This is a genomic window from Exiguobacterium sp. s124 (genome assembly GCF_018617485.1).
GTDB lineage: Bacteria > Bacillota > Bacilli > Exiguobacteriales > Exiguobacteriaceae > Exiguobacterium > Exiguobacterium aestuarii.
On sequence record NZ_JACSKH010000001.1, the window covers coordinates 1,358,913 to 1,379,681 of the forward strand.

Here is a 20,769-nt window from a genome sequence, read left to right on the forward strand (position 1 = left end):
GTATTTTTGCATAATAGAAATGTCTACGAACGTCTATGAAAGCGTATACACAACTGATATCAACAGGTTTTATCGTTTTAGTTATGTTAGATAAAGAATAAATATCCACGAATATTATTTATTTATAGGTTCTTACGAACACAAAAAAGGATATCTATGAAGATATCCTTTTTTCATTCATTGTTGTACTGTATTTCGCGGATGATGAAGAAACGATTTGGGACGCTTCCACAAAATCAAACCGATATACCCGATTGCGAGTAACGCGAGCGCACTGACGATGACGACATATAATGTCCCTTCTTCAATTCTCGCAAAAATACCGATATACGCCCAAACGAATACGAGTGGGTAGATGAAATCATGATGCCACCACATGAAAAGAAGTGCCAAAACGACACCGACCATGAGCATGAGCGAGGTCCAAGCAAGTTCATCAAGGCCTAAGAACGATGTGATTCGTTCCGTCTTCATCACGACGAACGTATTGACGATTGTCGCGACCGATACCCAACCGATATAAATTGAGAATGGGAAGCGGTCGAGCCAACTTGTAGATGTGCGGAATGCAATATAGTACAGCCAGCATAGAGACGCTAAAAATGCCACCATGATCACGAGCGAGAGTACGAACCACTCATTCGTAAATGCAAGGAGCCATAATCCATTCAACACACAAGAAATGAGGAATCCTGCTTTCATGCGCTCAGCCTGCCGATTCGCAGTCGTTCCTTTCTTCAGTTGTAATACTAACCATACGAGTAATGCCACATAGATGACACCCCAAATCGAGAAGGCGTAACCCGCCGGTTTAAAGTAGATGTCGATTCGGTCTGAAACTGCGGCATTGTCACCGCTCGCAAAGTAGTTGATGACGACGGTCGCCAAAAAAGCGACCCAGTTCACAATTGGCCATTTTGATAAGTCCATATGCACGATCTTCGAAATGAAGACCAAACACCTCCTTTTAGCAACATAACAATCTTTACCCGCATCCATGTGACTCTACACGTAGAAAGGGGCTCGCATATGCGAGCCCCCCCTATATTAAAAGTCGATTTCATCCGGGTCTGGCCCAAGGCGTTCACCTGTCGCCACTTGGTCGATTTTCGCTAAATCGTCCGCATCGAGTGAAAAGTCGAATACATCGAAGTTTTCACGGATTCGGTGCGGTGTCACCGATTTTGGCAATGCCACATGACCCGATTCGAGATGCCAACGAAGTACTACTTGCGCTGGTGTCTTCCCGTGCTTCTCTGCAATCTCAGAGAAAGTTGGGATGTCTAGGAACTTACCTTGCATAAGAGGACTCCATGCCTCGATTTGGATGCCTTCATCTTGGCAATAGTCCAACAGATCCGGTTGCGGAAGCTGAGGATGAAGTTCTACCTGATTGATCAGTGGTGTCATCAACCCTTCCTCTTTTAACGCTTCTAGATGATGTTCCTTAAAGTTGGACACACCAATCGCCTTGATTTTTCCTGCTTCATATAAGTCGATGAGGTCTTTCCATGCATCGACGAAACCATCTACCGGCCAGTGAAGAAGACAAAGATCCAAATAGTCTGTCTCAAGGCGCTTCAATGAGTCTTCAAACGCTTCTTTCGTCTTCCCTTCACGGATATCATCATTCCAAATTTTCGATGTGATGAATAGGTCAGAACGGTCGACTCCCGAGATTTTAATTCCTTTTGCGACACCTTCTTCGTTTTTATAGATGGCAGCCGTATCGATATGACGGTATCCAGTCTTCAGTGCCTCGACGACAGCGGCTGGTGCTTCCGTCTCATTGTCGACTTGCCACACACCAAACCCAATCATCGGAATCTCTACTTTGTTTCGTAACGTAGCATATAGCATTTCATTCATCCCCTTTTCTTTCTAACGAGCTGATTGTATCATACCCGACAATTTATTTCGGAAAACTAAATCGTCAAATCTTTTCGGGTAAAACGCATAAACGAGAGTACTGAAAAGAGGATCAATAAGCCGATTAACCAGATAAAATGAACGCCACCAAACTCTTCACGCATGATAGACGGTGCATCGAATAGAGAAAAGAACGAGATGTTCCCTAACCATTCGAATTGTTCACTTACTCCGTTGATGATATTCACCATCAAAAAGAAGGTGAAAATCCCACCGGTCACCATATAGGATTTACTACTATCATCAAACAAACTGGCCAGCATATAGGCGACGACACCTAATACGAGTAGCACGAGAGCCCCGTTTAATTGAAGCATCCATAGAATCGTATAGTCGATTTGTAAATCGAACAATAGATCTGCCGCCATGAGACTAAGACCATTCAATCCTACAAATAGAACTACCGCTATGATGAGGATGACAAACGTGGACAACACATACGTGAGACGAGAAATCGGGGCCGCCATATACAACATGATTTCCCCTGAATCGACCGGTTTGGCCAAAAGTTTTGAGGCAAACGTCAACGCAAACAATACGGCAAGTACATAGAAAATCAATCCATAATAATTACTCGACAGTAAGTTGAGCAGATTATCCATCGCCATCGTCGCATCGATTTGAAACACTTCGAGCAACTCAGGCGGCAGCGACTCTAATTTTGCTTCAATTATTCCCGTCTCCTGAATGGACGGGAAAATCGCGGCCAAAAAGAATAGGTAGACACTCGTCCCGACCGAATAACCGAGAATCCAACTCCGATTCTGTTTAAACATGGAGCGTATTAACATTTATGTCGCCTCCCCGTAATACTGCATAAACAAATGTTCGAGTTCGTCTGCGCCACTTTCTAATGAACGAATTTCAAAGTTGGTAAGCGTCCGAATCAGGTTGTTCAAATCTTGTGGCGATGTGATGGCGACTTCAACGTGTGCACCATCTCTCGTCCCAGAAGTTTCAGTGAATCGGACTGCCTCATCCTCCGTCGCAAATTCGATTCGATACCGTTTCACGCTATGCTGCCGAAGCTCTTCCATATCTTCCTCGATGATGATACAGCCGTCTTTAATCAATGCGGCACGATCGCACGTCCGCTCCATTTCCGGGAAGTGGTGTGAACTCATGAGAATCGCCTTTCCCGCTTGTTTTTCTTCAATGAGCCAATCAATCAATCGTTCCTGCATGAGTGGATCGAGTCCACTCGTCGGCTCATCTAGGAGATAGACGGGTGCCTCCTTCATGAAGCAGGTAATGATGGCGAGCTTTTGTTTCATCCCTTTGGACATCTTCCGGACTTTCGTCGACTCATCGAATGCGAAACGTTCACGAAGTCGTTGTTCTCGTTTGGCATCCGTCTTGTGTAAATGACGCGTCAATCGAATGATTTCTTCTCCGGTCATATTTTGAGGATAGTTGATTTCCCCCGGCAAATATCCAACGTTTTGCTTGACCTGCTCGGTTTCTTTCCAGCAGTCAAACCCGTTAATGGTTGCTCTGCCTTCACTTGGTTTCAACAGACCCATCAGATGACGAATCGTTGTTGATTTGCCGGCTCCGTTCGGTCCGATGAATCCGAAGATCGTTCCTGGTGACACTTGAAGTGATACATCAAAAATGCCGTGAGTTGCATCGAATCGTTTCGTTAATCGCTCAATCCGAATCATCACGAACCCTCCTTTTTTTGAAATATATGATTGATATGATTACAAAACTAGTATATCACGTTCTTTTTTGAAATGGAAATGGTATATTTATTACAAAACTAGAGGAAGGAGCGCTCTGACGAATGGATGGATTCGCAAAACGCACTGAAGAAAAACGACAGGCCATCTTAAGTGCCGCCTATGACTTGATGACAGAGAAACAATCTCGATTTACCGTAAGTGAACTCGCCAAGCAAGCACATGTCTCTCCTGTGTCGATCTATAATTACTTTGGTTCGAAAGAACAAGTCATGGTGGAAGTATTGAATCAGATGACGGAGGAACAAATGAATTGGATCGATGCGCAACTTGAGTCGAACGCTCCGTTTGAGGCGTTACTCGTCGATATTTTGAAACGTAAAATCAAAACGGCCGTTCTATTTGACGAGACCGTCACCAAGATGATTCAGCAAGATCCGAATTGGGAACAGTTGGCGTCCCGTGGCTATGCATCGTTCGCTAGATTGATTGAGTATGGGAAACAACAAGGCGCAATCGATGCCACGTTATCGACCACTTCTTATTTACGTTACGTCCAATTGATGCAACAGGCTATCCTATCTGATCCTCATTTTTCAATCGGGGATATGAAAGAGACAATGGAAGACTATTTTCATTTCTTTTTGAATGGCATCATCAAACGCTAAAGAGGTGGCTGTCTATGAACAGACAACCACCTCAACTTATGCTTTAAATATAAAATCTTCTATCGGATAAAGGGAAAGATCTACTTCACAATCACCCGTCAGGACGAGGTCACTCAACACTTTACCGATGAACGGACCAACTGTTAAACCGGATGACCCTAATCCGTTCGCCACAACCAATTTTTCAGCACCGGGAACTCTCCCGAGCACTGGAATCGAGTTCGGGGTGACTGGACGGAAACCGACTTTCGTTTCGATGAGTTCTGCTTCCGCAAGCCCAGGTGCTGACTCAAGTCCTTTGCTTAGCACTTCGTGAACGCCTATCGCGGTCGGTCGAACATCGAACGCTTTTCCTTTTTCGTGGGTGGAGCCGATGACGACCTTCCCGTCTTCAAATCCAAGTAAATAACGGCGCCGTGGCGGCATGACGACCGGCCAATCCGACGCGTCGGTATCTTTTAACTGGACGTGAACGAGCTGCGCTTTCTCTCCGTCGACACGAACCGTATATCCGAGAGGCTGTAACAGTTCCGGTAGCCACGCCCCTGCCGCAATGATGATTTCATCCGCCTCATACACAACCCCGTCACATTCAACGCCAATTGTATCCCCGCCAGTCAAACGTGCCGAACCGTTTACAAATGTCACACCGCGTTTCATGGCGACTCGCTCGAGTGCAGCCCGGAACTTCCCGCCGTCCACGCGTGCCCCACCCGTGACAAGAAGCGCATCATATTCATCCGATAATGGAGGAAAACGACGTTGCGCCTCTTCGGCGGTCAATCGTTCTAGTTCACCGATTTCTGGCGCCTCTTCGCGACGAATCATCGTCCGCTCCATCATTTGATCGAGTTTTGTTTCTTCATGGAGGGCTAGTGTCCCGACACGTTTGTAACCGGTCTCTGTCTCTCCTTCTGTTTCTAACTCTTTCACGACCTGAGGATAATAATTCGCACCTCCTTTAGCCAGTGCGTACCATGCTTTGTTACGGCGCTGCGCGATCCACGGGCATACGATGCCTGCCGCCGCATCTGTCGCACGACCTTCTTCTTTGCGGTCGATGACCGTCACGTCAGCTTTCCCAGCTAAATGATAGGCTGTCGAGATACCAACGATTCCCGACCCGATAATCACAATTTTCTTCATCATGAATCTGTCCTTACAGACAGATCAACACATCCTTTCGTGAAAAAATCATCGACCCGATGGATCGATGATTGATCATTATTCTCTCATCGCTAGACGATACAATAAGTCTAACAATTCAATATACAACCAGACGAGCGTGACGATTAATCCGAACGCCGCCACCCATTCCAATTGTTTTGGAGCCCGTTCCTCGACTTGACGAGCGATGAAATCAAAGTCTAAGACGAGTGCGAGCGAGGCGACGATGACAATGACAAATTGTACACCAATCGCAAGCGGGCTAGAACCTGTCATAAATGCCAACCCTGAACCGAATAGGCTCATGACGAGTTGGACGAGATATAACAGCATGACTGTAAACATGGCAGCCATGACCCCGGCTCTGAACTTTTGCGTCACTTTGACAAGTCCTGTCGTATAAACAAACCACATCGCAAAGGCGACGACGAACGTCGTCATGACGGCACGACCGACGATACCAGGGACCATCGCTTCAAAGAAGTATGAAATCGAACCGACGAAGACCCCTTCGACGATCCCGTAAAGAGGAGCTACGATTGGTGCCGTATTCGGCTTGAACGTGATGAGTAAAGCAAAGATGAAACCGAGGATGAGTGACCCGATCATGAGCGGGAATAAGAGCCCTTCCCCGATTGTAGGAACGACGAGCCACGTCGTTCCAGCTGCCGCTGTCACGAGAAGAAGCAAGGTGAACACTTTTGACCATGTTCCTGCTTTCGTCATCGGCTCGGCACTGTATGCTGTAGACTGCATTGATTTACGAAGTAGTGGATTCGATTTTAAGTTCAACGTTGTATAGCTCCTTTATGAGTCAATTACTGTTTTGCGAATACGTCGATAAACGCACGCATGTAGTCTGGTAAATCAGGTGGTCGACGACTTGAGACGATATGTCCATCAACGACAACAGGTTCGTCATGCCAGATTGCACCTGCGTTCTCCATGTCGTCTTTGATTCCTGGTGTACTCGTAACGTTCACACCATCCAAAATATTTGCTGAAATCAAGACCCATCCGGCGTGACAAATTTGACCGATCGGTCGCTTTTGTTCATCCATATAACGAACGAACCCTTTTACCGAATCAAAACGGCGCAACAAGTCAGGTGACCAGCCGCCCGGTACGAGAATTGCATCGAATGATGTGATGTCCACATCATCAAATGATACGTCCGACTTCGCTGGCACACCATATTTACCGATATACGCATGATCAGCCTTCTCTCCGGCTAAAATGACATGCGCCCCTTCTTCACGAAGACGGTGTACGGGATACCAAAGTTCTAAATCCTCGAAGTCATCACTGACAAGTTGAAGGACTTTCTTTCCTTGTAGTTTCATCAAACCCCTCCTTCTATTCATTCCCCATTATACCCGAAACCGAGAGTGGCGAAAACGAAGAATCTCGATTGTTTTTTCAGGATATGGATATAATCCGCTCCTAGATACTATATCTTGTGTTATGTTATGATACCTTTAGTCATTGGAGATTGAGAAGGAGGTTCATCACCTTATGAAGCAATATCACGATTTATGTCGACATATCCTCGAAAACGGGGTAGTGAAAGAAGACCGTACCGGCACAGGGACGACAAGCGTTTTCGGCTATCAAATGCGATTTAATTTACAAGAGGGGTTCCCCCTCATCACGACGAAAAAGTTACATACTCGTTCGATCATTCACGAACTTCTTTGGTTTATCTCGGGAGAAACCAACATTCGTTATCTACAAGAGAACGGTGTCCGCATTTGGAACGAATGGGCAGATGAAGACGGGAACCTTGGGCCAGTATATGGTTCACAGTGGCGTTCTTTCCCGCGCCCGGATGGTACGTCCGTCGATCAGTTGGCGCAAGTGATTGAACAAATCAAGACAAACCCTGACTCGAGACGGTTGATTGTCTCGGCATGGAATCCTGGACAACTCGATGAGATGGCCCTACCGCCGTGTCATTTACTCTTCCAATTTTACGTCGCTGACGGGAAACTCTCTTGTCAGTTATACCAACGGAGTGCCGACACGTTTTTAGGCATTCCGTTCAATATTGCATCATATGCGCTGTTGACGCACATGGTCGCTCATGTGACAGGACTCGAAGTTGGTGATTTCGTGCATACACTCGGAGATGCTCATATCTATCACAATCACCTCGAACAAGTGGAACTTCAACTGTCGCGTGACCCGCGTCCATTACCACAACTCAAAATTGTTCGAGACGTTCCTTCCATCGAATCATTCCGTTTTGAGGATTTTGAAATTCTCGGATATGACCCGCATCCACATATCAAAGGGGAAGTGAGCGTATGATTTCGCATGTCGTCGCATATGGACTCAATCGGGAGATTGGAAAAGACAATGATTTGTTATGGCGATTGCCGGATGATTTGAAGCACTTCAAGACCGTCACCTCTGGCGGAACGGTCGTGATGGGAAGAAAAACGTTCGAATCAATCGGAAAGGCATTGCCGAACCGACGGAATATCGTCGTGACGTCTGATCCTTCGTTTGAAGCAGATCAAATCGAAGTATGGCATGATTTAGAACGTCTCGTCGAAGAAAGTCAAAACGAGGAGTGGTTTGTCATCGGCGGCGCCACGTTGTATGACCAAACGATGTCGGTGACGAGCCGAATCTATGCCACTGAAGTCGAATCGACATTCGAGGGTGATACGTTTTATCCAGAACGAATCGGTTCATGGACGATCACGCATCAATCGAATCACCCGCAAGACGACAAGCATGCCTATGCCTTTTCGTTCATACAATACGACAAAGCAGACATCGATGAATAGTCGATGTCTGCTTTTTTAGTCAGGTAGTTTTTCTAACCATTGCTCAATTTTTTTCGTAATGACCTCATCTTGATCATCGTCTGAATAGTCATCATAAATCGCTTCAAGCTCGGAGGCAGTTCGCTTCGACACCGCGAGGATGTGACTATACTTACCACGCTGTTCTTTTACGGCAGAAAGTGTTCCTCTCGCTTCATGGGCACGGGTATCGTCTAAGATGAACATCTCGATGTTGTCATTACAAGAATATGCTTCATAAGGACGGTACACGACTTCATACCGTCGATGTTCTTTTGGTAATCGGTTCGCGAGCGATGTGAATGTATTCTCGGACATGGTCACATAAGCAATCCGCTTTTCCTCGCGAACAGCTGATGAATAGCGGACGACACGATTTCGGCCATCACGTTTTGCTTTATATAACGCCTCATCTGCATATGCACACCACTCACCAAGCGTATAACCGGTCTGACAAACTCGAGTGTATCCGATTGATACCGTGACGTGATGATCGTATGGGAATTCCATCTCTTCAATCCGTGCTCGGACACGCTCTAACACTGATTCGACGATTGCTCGGTCTGATACGTTCAAGAGGATTAAAAATTCTTCTCCTCCATAACGGATGAGTTCATCACTCGAACGAATCGCGTGTCGAATTTCTTCCGATACACGATGAAGAACGTCATCTCCGTAAGAATGACCGAACGTGTCGTTCAATTGTTTGAAGTGGTCGATATCGAGGAGAGCGACGGCAAAGCTCTCGCCTGAACGTTCTAATCTCGAGATGAAGCGAGAGAACGTTGCCTTTAAATATTTACGGTTGAACGCACCGGTCAGTTCATCAACAAGCAATGCTTTTGAAACTAAACGAGACTTTTCGATATGTAGACCAAGTCGGACTAATCGCTCCTCCATCGGTACCCACGATTCCCAATAATCATCGAATCCATAGGAATAGGCAGCGAGTCGATAATGCTCATTCGTTCCGATGACGATGAGCGGAACATATAATTTTCTCATCTTGCTCACAAACGATTGGATATCTCGCTCTTTAAACTGTGGCCATAGTTCGACGTCCATGATGATCGCCTTCGGAACGTCCTCATAGTCATACTCGACTGCTTCTTCGAGTGTTTGCAAGAAGACAGGACGTGCCCCGAGCTTCTCTACGCGCGACTTATAGCGGCTGAATGTCGAAAAGCTTGCAGATAAAATGAGAACGAGGTCCTCTTCTTCTTGTTCGATTCCTAGAACCGTGTGAATGTAACGTTTCACAGGAGAGATTAAAGTCATCGCCTCTGCTTGTGTGAGGACGTTAGGCAACTCCTTCGCATCAGACTCGACACGACTAAAGATTTCTAGAAGATGCATCAAACGTCGTTGTCGTACTTCCTTCTTCATCCAATCAAGTAGAAACTCGATATCTGTTTTAGGAATTTGCCTAGACTCTGATATTTTTTTCAAAATCATATGTATACGCTCAGTGAGTTGACCTTGCTCCATATCCGTCCCCCCTATGTTCGTACTCCCCGAATTCTCTTATGTTTCGATTATGCGACTTATTAAGTTAAAATACAACTATTTCCTTATTTATTTTCTATTGTTTTACATATACATAGGTCTTATGCCCTAAAAAGACATACAAAAAGCGGTCCTACGACCGCCTTCTGTTATTTTTTCACTTTTAAGTTCGGTGACGTCATCTCTTCCGGGCGAATCCATTGATTGAATTGTTCTTCTGTCAATAAACCGGTTTCCAACGCCGCTTCTTTTAGAGAAGTACCATTTTTGTGTGCCAATTTGGCAATTTTCGCTGCATTCTCATATCCAATATGCGGGTTGAGCGCAGTGACGAGCATGAGCGACTGCTCAACGTTACGAGAAATCACGTCTTGATTCGGCTCGATGCCGACCGCACAATGGTCGTTGAATGAATACAAGCTGTCAGTCAATAAACGACATGTTTGCAAGAAGTTATACATGATGACCGGTTTAAAGACATTCAACTCAAAGTTTCCTTGGCTCGCCCCGAAACCAATCGTCGCATCATTACCGAGTACTTGTGCGGCAACCATTGTGAGTGCCTCACTTTGTGTCGGATTGACTTTCCCTGGCATGATCGAACTTCCTGGCTCATTTTCAGGAATCGTGATTTCACCGATTCCCGCACGTGGACCCGATGCCAACCAACGCACGTCGTTCGCAATCTTCATTGCATCCATCGCTAACGCTTTTAAAGCACCATGTGTAAAGACGAGTTGATCGTGACTTGTGAGAGCGTGGAACTTATTCACGGCCGTCACGAATGGCTTACCTGTTTCTTCAGAAATCTTCTTCGCCACGACATCCCCGAAATCTGGATGGGCGTTGATTCCCGTTCCGACAGCTGTTCCACCGAGAGCAAGCTCAGTCAGTGGTTCAATTGTCCGTTCGATCATTTGTTTTGAGAGTTCAAGCATACGTACCCAACCACTGATCTCCTGTCCGAGCGTAACGGGTGTCGCATCTTGAAGGTGTGTCCGTCCAATCTTAACGATGTCCATATATGCTTCTGCTTTTTGCGAAAGTGTTTGGTAAAGAGAATCGATTGCCGGCAATACGTCATCTTGTACCGAAAGGATGGCAGCAATGTGCATCGCTGTCGGATACGTATCATTTGAACTCTGCGATTTGTTGACGTCATCATTTGGATGAATCGTGATCGATTGATTGCGTACATTCAATTTTTCATTAGCGATATGCGCAATCACCTCGTTTACGTTCATGTTTGATTGAGTACCAGATCCCGTTTGCCAGACGACGAGTGGAAATTCGGCGTCATGCTTTCCTGCTAGAATCTCATCCGCTACTTCCGCGATGATTTCAGCTTTCTCTTCTTCGAGTACCCCGAGCTCAGCATTGGCAAGAGCAGCACCTTTTTTCAAAATGGCAAAGGCATATACAATCTCAAGCGGCATCTTCTCTGCACCAATCTTAAAGTTTTCAAGACTACGCTGTGTTTGAGCTCCCCATTTCGCTGTAGCTGGAACTTTAATTTCCCCCATTGTATCCCGTTCAATACGATAATCCATGCTAAATTCCCCCTCTATAGTTGACTACGCTTTCATTTTAGCGAAAAACCATCTAAAAAGAAATGAGTCAATCCAAAAAGCGACCAAGAATGATTTTAGTCGCTTACTTTGTTCCATTCAACGCCTCACGCGCAATCACATCCGCACGATTTTCCGCGCGCGGAATCCATTTCAAAAAGACGTTTGGTAAATCATCATACGCAATCAATGCTCTCAGAAAGAGCGGTTTCGCCGATGCATCTTTCATGAAACGTTGCTCCAATGCACGAACAATCACTTCAGCATCAGAGTAGAGCATAAATGACGTCTCCCCTTGTATCTTATGCGCCTGTTCAAGCGCATAGGCACAAGCCGCTAGCTCCGCATGGACAGTCGATAGACCTTGCATTTGGTGCTTATACGTCGAGACCTTACCGTCTGATGACTTGATCCAGACACCAATCCCGTTCTCACCAGATGTCTGGTTTGTTGCTGCGTCAAAATAAATGTGAACCAAATCGATACGCCTCCCAGTCCGTATTAATCGGAGCATGGATATCAATCTGTGACAGACGTTTAGATAAGAGTGCAATCTCTTCATGTCCGTCCAATTTTTTTGCAAATTTCTGGTGTGGTGCCTCTAGCGTTTCATTCTGCACATGCAAGTACAGTGTTTCAACTGTATCGTAATGTTGAATCAGGATTGTCGCCGTCTTCGGACCGATGCCGCGGACGCCAGGGATATTATCCGAAGAATCACCTTGCAACGCTTTCACGTCGACAAACTGATACGGTTTCACGCCATACATCGACTCAAACAAACTTTCATTGACGAGTTGCTCCTCACCTTTTTTCGGCATGATTTGGAACACGTTCGGTGACAACAATTGCAACAAGTCACGGTCAGAGGAATAGAGATACGATTCTCCAGGAAACGCCGTCGCAACGGCTCCCATCAAGTCGTCTGCCTCATACCCGGTCAACTCTGACTGTAAAATTCCTCGTTCGTCTAATGCTGCTCTTAATTTGACATAATCTTCAAAGAGCGGTTCCGGCAGTCCGTTGCGCGTCGCTTTATATTCAGGATATAACGCGTAACGATGAGTAGACTCTCTTGTCCCGTCCCAAAAGAAGGCGATATGTGAAAAGTCTGTCGTCCAGGCATCAACTTTTCGAAGTAATCCTTTCACCGTCACGTCCGGGTCGAGTGCCCGTCGACGCTCAGTCGCAAAATAATAGCGTGATAATAAGTTAAATCCGTCAACTAGAATAAGTTTCATCCTGCTCCACCTCGCATGCTTTTAATCCTCGTGCCAACGCTTCGGCATCTAATTCCTTCCCAATCCAGACGAATACCGAACGGTCTCCTTCATGTAACTCATTCGCAAACGTCGCGCCCATGAGTTGATTCGTTGCTTGAATGACGAATTTTCGATTCTCGTCTTTTAGTCGGACGATGGCTTTCATCCGATAAATCGAATCCTCATAATGCATCAGTACCTCACGCACGTACCTTGTCACACGCTCACGCGAGAGCGGACGATCTGCATTCAAGGTGATGGCTCGAAGTGATGAGACGGATGCAGTCGCTTCTGTCAGTCGACTCAATTGTTCTTCATCGACTCGTGAAAGTTGGAATGTATTTTCAAGCAGTTCGTAGTCGCCTTTCGTTTGAATCGTTTCCACGATACGGACGGTCGGATTGATTTGAGTAATTCGTTCACGGGCATCATGCAATTGTTCTACCGAGACCAAATCCGTCTTGTTCAATAAAATTAAATCTGCATAAGCAATTTGATGGATTCCTTCCTTGAACAGTTCACGGTCCATTTGGCTGGCATCGACGACAGTCAAGATGGCATTCATCTTAAAATGTTGACGTAAGTACTCATCATAATAGATTGTCTGGATGATCGGTGCCGGATCGGCAACACCAGTCGTTTCGATGATGATGCGATCGAAGGTTTCCTGTTTTGCAAGGAGTTGATAAAACGTCTTACTCAAATCATTTTGAATCGAACAACAAATGCATCCATTCGAAAGTTCGATTTGCTCTTGATCCATCTTTACAATCAACTGTTCATCAATATTGACCGCCCCAAGTTCATTGACGATCAAACAAATCTTTTCATCCGTCGCAGCGAGTAGACGATTCATATACGTCGTCTTTCCTGCTCCTAAAAATCCGGTCACTAATTGTACGGGAATCATAATACCACCCTTTTCTTACAAATCTTCGTGTGCGCGAGCCCATTTCTCATAGCGCGCGTCTAGTAAATCGATCAAATGAAGCATCCACGCTTCTGTCGTCATCGGTAAAACACTCGAGCCCCATTCACGTTTCCCGTGATGCGATAAGATCATATGCCAAACACGATGATGCACATCAATCGGCAAGCGAACGGATGTACGGCGCAGCGTTCCCTCGAATAACAGGCCACCATACGGCATATGCCCAATCAATGTTCCGATCGGGTTGATGGAGATGCCAGTCGTCTCACTTGTCCCTTCGACAGGTGATAATTTCTCAAAACGGTTCGGGCTTGACAAGAGGTGGCTGTATTCATATATTTTTCCGATGTCATGGAAGAGGATCCCTAGTGCAAGCTCATCCCAATTTAACGATTCTTTTCGTTCTGCTATTGCTTCACAGGCCGCATACAATGATTCGAACGTCCCTTTATAAGCTTGTTCGATTTTAACACCGTTCATCGTATTCCAAAGGTCAACTTTATGCAACTGCTCGGCTTCTTTAATCACACGGAATACCATCGCCAAATAGTCGTCCTGTTCCTGAATCCGATATCCGAGACGTAACATGCAAACGGTATGCTTCAGCAATCCTCCAGCGTAATTATGATGATGGTAAAGTGCAGCTGGTGATAATACGAAATCATCCCAAACAAAATCAAAGAGGCCATAGGCGATTTGTTGATAGGTTGGTGACAACGTATCGACTAAGCTGAACAATTCATCTGCAAACTGTTCCATCGTTTCGTCTCCCGGTAATCCCGGAAGTAAAGAAATCGCCTCATCTTTTGAAATCGGATGAACTCGATCAATCGTGATTGATTTTGCACCGTCCGGTTTTGGATAAATATCGATTTTCCCAGACAATTCAATGACGCCTGATTCATAGATCGGGAGTAGCTCACTTTCATTTCCACGGAGCCAATGCTTCGCACGCATCATTCCGTTCGCCGTCGTGACAGTCAATTGAAGCCACTTCGCTCCATTTTTCCCTTCTCTGACTTCGACCGTACTGACGAGTGCTTTCGTCTGGACGGGAGCTCCATCTGGTAGCTGATCTAATCGCTCTTTCGATTTTTCGACTTTCGGTATTTGAAATCTTTCATGGTTCGTTGATGAACCGATGACCGGATCAATTTGTTGATAATAGTTCATGAACATTCCCTCCTCGCATCTCCTGACATTGTATCGTGTTTCCGTTCATTAGGCGAACATACTTTCTAGTAGGGTCCCGATTTCACACTCATTATATTGAAAGCGCTTACGATTATTGGTACGATAAAGGTAGTTCTACAAAGGGGGAAACGATAATGATTTCATTAATCGACACGTATGAACGTTTCATCGCCTCAGGGGAAGCGACACGTTATGCAAAAGAGCAACAATCCATCGAACATATTTTACAAGCATCTAGTTGTCCGGTAGAGATCAAGGACTTAGAACAGTCCCTCACTCATCTTTCCGGTAATCCATATGCAAAAGATGAGTCACTCGACAAAATCGTCGAGCACGAGATGAAAGGGGCAATGGCCGCACTCGAACTGTCCGGTTATCCGCTTCAGACTCCACTTGCGAAGGCAGTCATCCTATCCTCTTTCGCCCGTACGAATCGTCTTAACATTGATAAATTAAAAGAATTGAGCCATGCTGACTTACTTGTCCGGATTCAATCGTCAGAGCGCGCATGGAAGCGAACATATACGCTGTTACACCGTTCGACGCCGACACAAATTTGTGGACAAATGGATTCACTCCTCGGTGGGTGTGCCATCCAGCGCGTTTTAGAGGCAATCAAACAACCTGGAACGACAAAAACAGCATAAGAAAAGGAGCGGTCCCCGTGCCGCTCCTTTTCTTATGCTTATCCTTCTGTTACTTCGACTGCGTCTGGTTCATACAACGTCACGTTACGTGCCGGTGAAAATGTCGAAATCGCATGCTTATAAATCAATTGTTGACGACCTTCCGATTCGACGATGACGGTAAAGTTATCAAACGATTTGATGACACCTCGAATTTGAAACCCGCTCACTAAAAAGACGGTCGTTGGTACCATTTCTTTTCGGAGTTGATTCAAAAAATGATCTTGAATGTTGTAACTTGCTTTCATGCTGGATTCCCCCTAGTCTTTATCTCTTTAAAATAATCGGAATTTTCGAAAAAACCCCTCTACATCATCATAAATATTTTTATATGATAGTTCAAATGATTTTCGCCCCATATCGACCCAAATTCCATCAAATTGATGCCTGAACCACGTCAACTGTCTCTTTGCGAACTGTCTCGTATGTTGTTTCAGTAAGTCTGTCGCTCGCTCTTCCGAGATGTCGCCCTCTACATATGGAATGATTTCTTTATATCCAATGGCCCGCATCGCTTGCGTATCTCGATATCCTTCAGCAATCAAACGTTCTACTTCTTCGACAAGCCCAGCTTCCATCATCGCGTCGACTCGTTGATTGATGCGGTCATATAAAAGTTCACGGTCTGCATGTAGGACGAACAGTCGGTAATCATAATGTTCTGAAGGAGCACTGTCTGTCGTCTGCGTATCTCCTTGCATCGCTACTTCGAGCGCTCGGACAACGCGACGGACGTTATTTGGATGAATTGTCGCTGCACGTTCTGGATCGAGTTTTGCCAATCTTTGATGAATCGCTTCACGTCCCTCCACTTCTGCCATTCGTTCAAGTTCAGCACGCAGCTCCTCATCAACAGGTCGTTCCACAAATTCATAATCATATAAAATCGAACGAATGTATAAACCTGTCCCCCCGACAATAATCGGTAGCTTGCCACGGGCATAAATATCATCGATGGCAGCACGCGCCAACTGTTGAAATGCCGCAACACTCATTGCATCATCCGGGTCGCAAATATCAATCAAATGATGCGGGATTCCTTCGGCTTCCTCTTTTGTTACTTTTGCCGAACCAATGTCCATGCCGCGGTACACTTGAACGGAATCACCCGAGACGATCTCGCCGTCGAACGCTTTTGCCAGTTCGATGCCCGTCTTCGTTTTTCCAACCGCGGTTGGTCCGACGATGACGACGACAGGTGTTTTTTTCATACATCTCACTCCTCAATTAAAAACCCGTCTCCTTACGAGACGGGTCATCAAATTCTTCTTTTTATTCTATCATCAAATACGACGGCAAACAGCATGCAACCACATAAAAGTAATCCGAGTAATAACACAAGTCCATCACTCATCTGCTTTCGCCTCCTTTAGCTTCCTCATTCCCACTTTTCACATTTTAGACACAAAATAGATGCGAAAAAAGCACACTCATGAAGAGTGCGCCAACTAAGAAAACATAATGTATAGAAGAAACTACTAATCAGTCCTTACCTCCTGAACCAATCCCAAAAATGAGCACCTTGAGCGACAATCAAATAGTCGAGCCACCGTATATAATCCATAGGAAGTTTTTCCATGTCATCTTCGTAAGTCAAAAATTCACCGACCCAAATGTAGTTTTCATGTTCGTTGACAATTTCGCACACAATCCATTCCCCATCCATACCGGTACCTATGGGAATGAAACGATCAGGACACTCCCATACATCACGATATTCGATGATTTCATCTACAGAAAAGAGTTGAATTCCCCCGCCATATGCCGGGTGGACAAATAGTCGTGCGCCATTATGCATTTTCAAAAAGTGCATCATGTCCTCAGGTGTTCTTATTGGTAATCGTTTGATTTCAAATTCTGTCGCAGGCTGATTGAAGAAAAATAATAAAGTCTCAATCTCCCCCTCTTCCCTCTGTACTTCTAATCGAATGTCTACAAGTCGACTTTTCAATGCTTGCAAGGCTTCCAATCCATACCCCTCTTTCTGCGCAAGATTTTCTCTTAAAAATAGTATATAACAAACTATTTCACGCTATACAAAAAGGTCATCTGATGTGATAAAACTTCACCAGATGACCTTCTATGATTTTTTTATAGTATTAAGCCACTTCCACTGCCTGTTTCGTTCGTTTGACCGAAACGATGAAGTAGAGTATTGCTGTCCCACTCGCTGCCCACCAGATGATGTCGTATAATCCGTTCATGAGTCCGGCCATACCAATCATCGCAGGAACGATCAGAGTCAACCACGACAATACGAGAGCGACACGTGCCGTGACGGCCTCGTTCGGTTTGCCAAGACCCATCCCGAAAAAGAAGAGTCCCCATAAAAGTGACCAGAAAAACCATGTCAACGCTCCCATTGGATCGGCTGCTGCAATCGCTATTACCCCATAAAATGCGGCTGCGATAGAAACGAATAATGAGAACCAGCCGACGCCACGTCCGTCTAAGTTCAAAATAAACGTCACACCAACGTATAAATAAGTGAACGCGAACAGATAGATGCTTGCAAGACCGAACTGTTCTTCAGGACTTGCCCCAATCAGTAACCATGTTGCGATAAACGTTTGCAAGATTCCAGTGAACAAACTGAAAACACCAGCACTCTTCATGTCAACCTTCCCGAGAAGGACGAGACTATTTAAAAATAGCGCGACGCCACCAAATAATAAACTTACGTTACCCACTCTCATTACCCCTTTTGTACAGATGTCTGACCTCTATTCTACTGTATCACTTTAGCTTGAATTCGCTTTCAGTGCAAGGGGATTTTTGATTGTTCACGAGAACGTCATCCGTTATTCATTTTCAAGCATCTGTATCGCCTCATCGATGCGTTCTTGCTCCTCTTCTGAAAACGTCGGATATTGTGGATCAATTCGTTCGAGGACATCGATCATAACGGAAGAAATGATGTAACGACTGTACCACTCATCATCGGCCGGCAAGATATACCATGGAGAAACATCTGTTGATGTGTGCGTGATCATCTCTTCGAATATCTTTTGATAATCATCCCAATATTGACGCTCTTCCACATCGCTAAACGAAAATTCCCAATTTTTTTTCGGATCTTTCAATCGTTCAAGCAAACGATCACGTTGTTTCTCTTTCGATACGTTGAAGAAGAACTTGATGACTTCGAATCCGTTCTCTTTCAAATACAATTCGTAGTCATTGATTTGGCGATATCGCATCTCCCACACTTTTTCTTGATCCACTTCATCGGGTAATACTTCTTCGCCTAATAAATCATGGATACGAGGAGCAATCACTTCCTCATAATGAGACCGATTCAAAATGCCAACCTGTCCCCTTTCAGGTAGCAAGTCATGCATTCGCCACAGATAATCGTGCTTCTTCTCCGTATCAGACGGTTTCTGAAACGCATTCGTCTTTAATCCTTGTGCATTCAGGTTTGAAAAAATATAGCTGATTGCCTCGTCTTTTCCCCCTGCATCAAGTGCTTGCAAGACGACGACGATACCGGTCTTACTCTCGGCATATAGTCTCCAATGCAATTCTTTCAGCCGTTCCACACTATTCGGAATCAGTTCATTGGTCAATTCCGAATCATTAGGTCGATCGTCAACGCGGGTAGAATAATCCGTTAATTGTACTTGAGTGTTCGCTGCAACCATATATTTTTTTAGAATCATCTTGGTTCTCCTTTTCACTTTGCATTCCAATTTGGTTTACCCCAAATCGACACAAAAAATCCTTCCCGAAGCATTTCGGAAAGGATTTCTTAAATTGATTCTTAGTAGATTCCGACAGCGTCAAATGATTTCGCAGCCGATACCGCTTGTGGGCTTGTCGCACCGTAAAGATCTTTCGCCGATTGAACGACAGCTTGACGGAGGCTAGAGAAGTTTGATGTTGGCGTCAAGTAAACATTGAGCGCACGATAGTAGATGTCACCCATCTCCATGACTCCTACACCTTGTACAGATACGCCGTAATGCGATCCACCGTTACCTAAGAGGTATGCCGCTTTGTTCACGATACCTGAGTTGATGTGAACTCCACCATTGTCTTGAGTTCCTGTGTAACGTTTCGAGTAGTGATCTGGGTCCCCATATGCAGCCGGGTTCGACATCGAACGAAGTCCGTCTCCTGCCACCCCTGGAGTGTAGATGTCTTCCCCTACCAACCAGTCGAAGTCAGTTCCGACACTGTATTCCGCAACTGTACCGAAGATATCAGACACCGCTTCGTTGATGGCACCCGACTCGTTTTGATAGATCAATCCTGCCGTATACTCTGTGACCGCGTGTGTCAATTCGTGCGCGACAACATCAAGTGCGCCAGAGAGGTATGTGAACGTCTGACCATCTCCGTCACCATATACCATCTTGCTTCCGTCCCAGAATGCGTTGTTGTAGCTACGGCTATAGTGAACCGTCGAGTTGAGGGCCGCACCAGCATTATCGTAACTGTTTCGTCCATACGTGTTCTTATAGAAGTCATACGTCTTCGTCGCGTTGACGTGTGCCGAAACTGCTGCACGGTCGTACGTCGTATTCAAGACGTTATCGACGTCAGCCCATAGCGAACCTGGAAGGCGTGTACGGTTTGCTGCATCATACGTATAAATCCCTTTCCCACGTGTTGAATCCTGTAAATAGTAGTATGAACCACTCTTTGTCGTTTTGAACGTCTGACTGTATCCAAGAACATCGATCCCTGTTCCTGTATATGTAGTTCCTGTCACACCGTTCGTTGGTTTAGCGTGTGCCAATTGATCGAATTTGTTGAGAACTTCTCCAGTACCCGCATCGATGAAGTATGTCCAACGTGACGGTTCTTCCGCATCTAGAATGGTTCCGGTCACTTGATACGCGTATACAGATTTTTCACCTGTTGGATAAACGACCAATTCTGCTTCCGGTTCAAGCTCGTATGCGCCTTTATGTCCGACAAGCTCTTTATAGCTTGCGATGGCTTTCTTCTCGCTCAATTTGATTGACTTATGTAGATTCTTCAGCGATTTCGCATCGTCTACGACTGTCTTCAATTGTCCATCTTCGTCCACCACACCGACAACAACACCACCGAATACTGGTACTCCGTCGACCGTCTGTTGTAATTTGACGACTTTACCGAGTTTGTCTGACTTCGATTCGATCGTTTTGAACTCACCTTTTGATTTCACGTACTCTTTGACGATTGTCGTCGGAGCACTTTCAGATGGTTTCGTCAACGTACCTGACTTCAATTCTGCCGCCCCGACCAATTGTGGTACGAGTAAGACACCTGCGATTAATGATGTAGATACAACTTTTTTCATGTGTTTGCCTCCTTTGTGATGATTCTTACTTTACACAGTTTCCCACAAACAATGTATCCAACTTTTTAAT

General features: G+C 45.3%; 23 protein-coding genes. 4 read left to right on the forward strand and 19 right to left on the reverse strand.

The features are described 5' to 3' along the window. Window positions 1-177 precede the first annotated feature (177 nt). The 4 genes from KNO85_RS07085 to KNO85_RS07100 form a co-directional block, all read right to left on the reverse strand. A complete protein-coding gene (locus KNO85_RS07085; RefSeq protein ID WP_214788342.1) occupies window positions 178-930 on the reverse strand; it encodes a tryptophan-rich sensory protein in 753 nt (250 codons plus the stop codon). Window positions 931-1,047: 117 nt separating this feature from the next. Then, window positions 1,048-1,860: an aldo/keto reductase gene (locus KNO85_RS07090; RefSeq protein ID WP_214788345.1), complete on the reverse strand. Its 813-nt coding sequence runs from the start codon at window positions 1,858-1,860 to the stop codon at window positions 1,048-1,050. Between the two features lie 65 nt (window positions 1,861-1,925). Next, window positions 1,926-2,720: an ABC transporter permease subunit gene (locus KNO85_RS07095; protein WP_214788348.1), complete on the reverse strand. Its 795-nt coding sequence runs from the start codon at window positions 2,718-2,720 to the stop codon at window positions 1,926-1,928. After that, complete coding sequence (locus tag KNO85_RS07100) at window positions 2,721-3,593, reverse strand: ABC transporter ATP-binding protein (protein WP_214788351.1); 873 nt, start codon at window positions 3,591-3,593, stop codon at window positions 2,721-2,723. A gap of 122 nt (window positions 3,594-3,715) precedes the next feature. On the opposite strand from KNO85_RS07100, the gene KNO85_RS07105 reads away from it, so the two are divergent. Beyond that, window positions 3,716-4,279, forward strand: a complete 564-nt coding sequence (locus KNO85_RS07105; RefSeq protein ID WP_214788354.1) for a TetR/AcrR family transcriptional regulator — start codon at window positions 3,716-3,718, stop codon at window positions 4,277-4,279. 36 nt (window positions 4,280-4,315) lie between these two features. On the opposite strand, the gene KNO85_RS07110 is transcribed toward KNO85_RS07105, so the two are convergent. From KNO85_RS07110 to KNO85_RS07120, 3 genes are all read right to left on the reverse strand, one after another. Further along, window positions 4,316-5,425, reverse strand: a complete 1,110-nt coding sequence (locus KNO85_RS07110; protein ID WP_214788357.1) for an NAD(P)/FAD-dependent oxidoreductase — start codon at window positions 5,423-5,425, stop codon at window positions 4,316-4,318. A gap of 78 nt (window positions 5,426-5,503) precedes the next feature. Then, window positions 5,504-6,238, reverse strand: coding sequence for a Bax inhibitor-1/YccA family protein (locus KNO85_RS07115; RefSeq protein WP_214788360.1), 735 nt, complete (start codon window positions 6,236-6,238; stop codon window positions 5,504-5,506). A 26-nt stretch (window positions 6,239-6,264) separates the two neighbouring features. Next, window positions 6,265-6,789, reverse strand: coding sequence for a type 1 glutamine amidotransferase domain-containing protein (locus tag KNO85_RS07120; RefSeq protein ID WP_214788362.1), 525 nt, complete (start codon window positions 6,787-6,789; stop codon window positions 6,265-6,267). 172 nt (window positions 6,790-6,961) lie between these two features. On the opposite strand from KNO85_RS07120, the gene KNO85_RS07125 reads away from it, so the two are divergent. Continuing rightward, the gene (locus KNO85_RS07125) at window positions 6,962-7,756 is read left to right on the forward strand and encodes a thymidylate synthase (RefSeq protein WP_214788365.1); all 795 of its coding nucleotides are present in this window, start codon (window positions 6,962-6,964) and stop codon (window positions 7,754-7,756) included. Further along, window positions 7,753-8,241: a dihydrofolate reductase gene (locus KNO85_RS07130; RefSeq protein ID WP_214788368.1), complete on the forward strand. Its 489-nt coding sequence runs from the start codon at window positions 7,753-7,755 to the stop codon at window positions 8,239-8,241. Before KNO85_RS07125 ends, KNO85_RS07130 begins: the two co-directional genes overlap by 4 nt. Window positions 8,242-8,256: 15 nt before the next feature. Here KNO85_RS07130 and KNO85_RS07135 read toward each other — a convergent pair whose 3' ends face one another. From KNO85_RS07135 to KNO85_RS07160, 6 genes are all read right to left on the reverse strand, one after another. Beyond that, window positions 8,257-9,747 (reverse strand): GGDEF domain-containing protein, encoded by a 1,491-nt coding sequence (locus KNO85_RS07135; RefSeq protein ID WP_214788372.1) that lies wholly within the window; start codon window positions 9,745-9,747, stop codon window positions 8,257-8,259. Between the two features lie 167 nt (window positions 9,748-9,914). Next, window positions 9,915-11,315 (reverse strand): class II fumarate hydratase, encoded by a 1,401-nt coding sequence (gene fumC / locus KNO85_RS07140; RefSeq protein ID WP_214788375.1) that lies wholly within the window; start codon window positions 11,313-11,315, stop codon window positions 9,915-9,917. A gap of 103 nt (window positions 11,316-11,418) precedes the next feature. Continuing rightward, window positions 11,419-11,811 (reverse strand): reverse transcriptase-like protein, encoded by a 393-nt coding sequence (locus tag KNO85_RS07145; RefSeq protein ID WP_214788378.1) that lies wholly within the window; start codon window positions 11,809-11,811, stop codon window positions 11,419-11,421. Next, window positions 11,792-12,574 carry a 5'-3' exonuclease gene (locus KNO85_RS07150; protein ID WP_214788381.1) on the reverse strand — a complete coding sequence of 261 codons (783 nt, stop codon included), beginning with the start codon at window positions 12,572-12,574 and terminating at the stop codon, window positions 11,792-11,794. Before KNO85_RS07150 ends, KNO85_RS07145 begins: the two co-directional genes overlap by 20 nt. Next, the gene (locus tag KNO85_RS07155; RefSeq protein WP_214788384.1) at window positions 12,555-13,505 is read right to left on the reverse strand and encodes a CobW family GTP-binding protein; all 951 of its coding nucleotides are present in this window, start codon (window positions 13,503-13,505) and stop codon (window positions 12,555-12,557) included. The genes KNO85_RS07150 and KNO85_RS07155 overlap by 20 nt, the downstream gene beginning before the upstream one ends. Window positions 13,506-13,520: 15 nt before the next feature. After that, entirely contained in the window at window positions 13,521-14,699 is a 1,179-nt protein-coding gene (locus tag KNO85_RS07160) for an HD domain-containing protein (RefSeq protein WP_214788387.1), read from the reverse strand. 155 nt (window positions 14,700-14,854) lie between these two features. Here KNO85_RS07160 and KNO85_RS07165 point away from each other — a divergent pair, with 155 nt between their 5' ends. Then, on the forward strand, window positions 14,855-15,367 hold the full coding sequence (locus KNO85_RS07165; protein WP_214788390.1) for a hypothetical protein: 513 nt from the start codon (window positions 14,855-14,857) through the stop codon (window positions 15,365-15,367). 38 nt (window positions 15,368-15,405) lie between these two features. Here KNO85_RS07165 and hfq read toward each other — a convergent pair whose 3' ends face one another. The 6 genes from hfq to KNO85_RS07195 all read right to left on the reverse strand — a co-directional run bounded on the left by hfq (window position 15,406) and on the right by KNO85_RS07195 (window position 20,699). Beyond that, entirely contained in the window at window positions 15,406-15,654 is a 249-nt protein-coding gene (hfq, locus tag KNO85_RS07170; protein WP_012726185.1) for an RNA chaperone Hfq, read from the reverse strand. Window positions 15,655-15,681: 27 nt separating this feature from the next. After that, a complete protein-coding gene (gene miaA, locus KNO85_RS07175) occupies window positions 15,682-16,617 on the reverse strand; it encodes a tRNA (adenosine(37)-N6)-dimethylallyltransferase MiaA (RefSeq protein ID WP_214788392.1) in 936 nt (311 codons plus the stop codon). Window positions 16,618-16,895: 278 nt separating this feature from the next. Continuing rightward, window positions 16,896-17,375 carry an SMI1/KNR4 family protein gene (locus KNO85_RS07180; RefSeq protein WP_214788394.1) on the reverse strand — a complete coding sequence of 160 codons (480 nt, stop codon included), beginning with the start codon at window positions 17,373-17,375 and terminating at the stop codon, window positions 16,896-16,898. 130 nt (window positions 17,376-17,505) lie between these two features. After that, complete coding sequence (locus tag KNO85_RS07185; protein ID WP_214788396.1) at window positions 17,506-18,096, reverse strand: AmiS/UreI family transporter; 591 nt, start codon at window positions 18,094-18,096, stop codon at window positions 17,506-17,508. Window positions 18,097-18,207: 111 nt separating this feature from the next. Beyond that, on the reverse strand, window positions 18,208-19,068 hold the full coding sequence (locus tag KNO85_RS07190) for a PPK2 family polyphosphate kinase (protein WP_214788398.1): 861 nt from the start codon (window positions 19,066-19,068) through the stop codon (window positions 18,208-18,210). 101 nt (window positions 19,069-19,169) lie between these two features. Continuing rightward, complete coding sequence (locus KNO85_RS07195) at window positions 19,170-20,699, reverse strand: M4 family metallopeptidase (protein ID WP_214788400.1); 1,530 nt, start codon at window positions 20,697-20,699, stop codon at window positions 19,170-19,172. Between the last annotated feature and the right edge of the window lie 70 nt (window positions 20,700-20,769).